Annotated in this window: 2 protein-coding genes; one reads left to right on the forward strand and one right to left on the reverse strand. The window is 54.9% G+C overall.

Features of this window, described 5'->3' with window-relative positions; translation table 11 throughout:
• The coding region (locus tag ABD76_RS22770) for an IS630 family transposase (protein WP_197257801.1) at positions 1–359 on the forward strand (359 nt) is incomplete at its 5' end.
• Between the two features lie 240 nt (positions 360–599).
• Here the strand turns inward: ABD76_RS22770 and rlmD are convergent.
• Positions 600–2,150, reverse strand: coding sequence for a 23S rRNA (uracil(1939)-C(5))-methyltransferase RlmD (gene rlmD, locus ABD76_RS22775; protein WP_197259342.1), 1,551 nt, complete (start codon positions 2,148–2,150; stop codon positions 600–602).
• Positions 2,151–2,897 lie beyond the last annotated feature (747 nt).

Consider the following 2,897-nt stretch of genomic DNA (forward strand, 5'->3'; position numbering starts at 1 on the left):
CAGCAGAAACGTTTCTCAAATTCTTGAACAAAGTACTTGAAGCATACCCTTCAGGAACCATTACCATGATTCTGGATAATGCCAGAATCCATCACGCCAAGCTACTCGAGCCGTTTCTGAAAGAAAACAAGCGACTGACCTTTGTCTTTCTTCCGCCGTACAGTCCGCAACTGAATATTGTGGAAGGACTCTGGAAGTGGCTCAAAGCGGATGTCGTGAATAACGTCTTCTACCACACTGTAGCTGAGATACGGAAGAATGTCTGCTCTTTCATGAATGCTGTGATGAAAGAACCTCAAGCAATCATCGACCGTCTCTGTGTGCGGATGGAGTCTGATATAGTAGTGGATATTCTTTAGTTCAACTTATATAGCTGGCTACTAAGCCTTTTTCTTATGTCCATGATAAACTCCCCTACACCCGCCACATCTCATCTAATCATTTCGAACCATCAATATTAGGAATTAAGCATGAGTGCGGTACAAAGATGTCTACCGAAATGAAAGCTTACACTGTCCCGATATATCTATAGATACGAACAAAAGCCCAAACCGTGTAAGGTCGGGCTTCAACTTGCAGGTAAATGTGGCTCCGATATGCTATTTCCTAACCAGCAACACACAGCACTCCACATGCGCCGTCTGCGGGAACATATCCACCGGCTGCACCTCGGTTACGGTATATCCGCCATCCGCGAGCACTCGCAAATCCCTTGCCAATGTCGACGGATTGCAGGAGACGTACACAATCCGGTCAGGGCGCATCGCCAGCATCGTGTCCAGCAGCGCAGGGTCGCACCCTTTGCGCGGCGGGTCGACGACGATGACATCTGGAGTGATGCCTTGCTCCTTCCACTGCGGAATGACCTCTTCGGCGGCGCCGACGGCGAACTCCGCATTCGTGATCCCGTTGAGTTCGGCGTTGCGTCGCGCATCGGCGATCGCTTCCTCCACGATCTCGACGCCGAGAACCCGCTTCGCGCGCTGCGCCAGGAACAGCGAGATGGTCCCGATGCCGCAGTAGGCGTCGATGACGGTCTCTTGCCCGCTCAGGCCGGCATACTCCACCGCCTTCTCGTATAACACTTCCGTTTGCACCGGATTCACTTGATAGAACGATCGAGCGGATATTTTGAACGCGATGTCCCCGATATAATCCGTGATATACTCCGAGCCCCACAATAGGCGGGTCCTATCTCCCATAATGACATTCGTGCGCTTCGTGTTGATGTTCTGGCAAATACTCGTCAACTGCGGCAACGCTTCAACCAAGTCGGCCACAATCTCCGCTTCATGCGGGAGCTTCTCTCCGTTTGTCACGAGCGTAATCATCTGCTCGCCCGTACGGAAGCCAACGCGCATAATCACATGGCGAAGGAGACCCGTGTGCGTCTCTTCGTTGTACGGCGCGATGCCGTGCTTGCGGGCAACCCGCTTCACGGCACGCATGGCCTCGTCGTTCCGCTCATGCTGAAGCAGGCTTACATCCGTATCGATAATCCGATGGCTCGCCTTGGCAAAATACCCGCCAATCAGATCGCCCGTCCGCGGATCGGCCCCGATAGGCATCTGACTTTTGTTCCGATAGCGCCAAGGATGCTCCATCCCGATGACCGGCAGCACCTTAATCGGCGGCTGCCCGTCGGCTCCTCCATCCTCTGCTCCATGCTCCACCTGGAACTTGCCGATCCGCTCCAGCACATCGACGACATGCTGCCGCTTCCAGCGCAGCTGCTCGCCATATTCCAGATGCTGGAGCTGGCATCCCCCGTACGCATTCGCCGGCTGCTCCAGTTCCACCCGATGCGGGCTCGTGATGAGCCGTTCCAATACTTTGGCATAGCCGTACTGCTTCTTCACCTTCAGCACGAGCGCCCGCACTTGCTCGCCCGGCAGCGCGCCGCTGACGAACAGCGTGAAGCCGTCCACCCGGCCGACGCCCTCGCCGTCATGGGTTAGCCCGATAATATCTAGCACGACCTCGTCATTCTTGCTTACCGGAGCCGAAGTCAATGCCTGTCCCATCCGGCCGCGCTTCTTCGCCGCGGTCCCCTCCGACGCTCCCGGCCCGACCGGTCTCGCCTTGGCCGCTGCTGCGGTTCCCCGACGTTTCCGGCGATCCGTCCCGTTGCCTAGCTTTTTTCCTGTCACTACAACATCCTCCGCTCTCTCGCTTGCTATTCCTCTATGTCAAAAAGATGCTCTCCGTATGCCCTCTACCAGCCTAGACCGTTCCCCATGAACATATAGCTATAGCCAGAACTTTGGGGCCAACAAGAATGCACCGACTCTCTTCAATTTCCCTTCAATATCTGCAAAAATCCTGCAAAAGTACAGCTCTCCCGCCGAGCCCTCTACTGAAAAAAAAGAATCCTGCAAATATACATCAATTTAACTCAATGACGGCCCAGATTTCTATTTTCCCATCAAAAAGCTGCATCCTGGCAGCAATTCTACAAAATAGGCGTGAAAAAGCATAAAATTACTGCATATTTGCAGGATTCCCATAATTGACCGGAGTTCGCTCTTTCAAACAAGTGCAGCAGACCGCCGTATCACACAATATCAACCTTCGCCTGCCTTCCCAGCATGTCCATCTTATCAAAAAAAGACCTGGCCCCGCCTCACCGGCAGCGGGCCAAGCCCTCCAGCTTCCGCAACACGCACGCTCCGGCCGATGCCATAACGCGGCCGCAACGCCATACGCCGCAGCCGCGCCCATGCCAGAGCGTAGCGCAATCGGCTACAGCCAGTTCGCAACGCCGCAGCCGGGGGCACAACGCCATAGCCTTACGCAACGCCAGCCAAGGCCAATCGAGTAGGAGGGGGCGCCTAGCCCCCGACCTCTCACACCACCGTACATACCGTTCGGTATACGGCGGTTCATGTTATATTCCG

Source organism: Paenibacillus dendritiformis (assembly GCF_015845845.1).
In the GTDB taxonomy this organism is placed as follows: Bacteria; Bacillota; Bacilli; order Paenibacillales; family Paenibacillaceae; genus Paenibacillus_B; species Paenibacillus_B dendritiformis_C.